The organism is Acinetobacter sp. NIPH 817 (assembly GCF_000368405.1).
GTDB lineage: Bacteria > Pseudomonadota > Gammaproteobacteria > Pseudomonadales > Moraxellaceae > Acinetobacter.
Window position 1 is genome coordinate 2,439,495 of the sequence record NZ_KB849420.1, and the last position, 395, is coordinate 2,439,889.

A 395-nucleotide genomic window follows, 5' to 3' on the forward strand; every position below is an offset into this window, starting at 1 on the left:
CTGTCAGAGTCCGAATCGCTATCAGAATCAGAGTCGCTGTCAGAATCCGAATCCGAGTCGCTGTCAGAATCAGAGTCGCTGTCAGAGTCTGAGTCACTGTCAGCGTCTGAATCGCTGTCAGAATCAGAGTCGCTGTCGCTATCAGAGTCTGAATCGCTGTCGCTATCAGAGTCGCTGTCGGAATCAGAGTCACTGTCGCTATCAGAGTCACTGTCGCTATCAGAGTCACTGTCGGAATCAGAGTCGCTGTCGGAATCAGAGTCGCTGTCAGAATCAGAGTCGCTGTCAGAGTCTGAGTCGCTGTCAGAATCAGAGTCGCTGTCAGAGTCCGAGTCGCTGTCAGAGTCCGAGTCACTGTCAGAGTCCGAATCGCTGTCAGAGTCCGAATCGCTGTC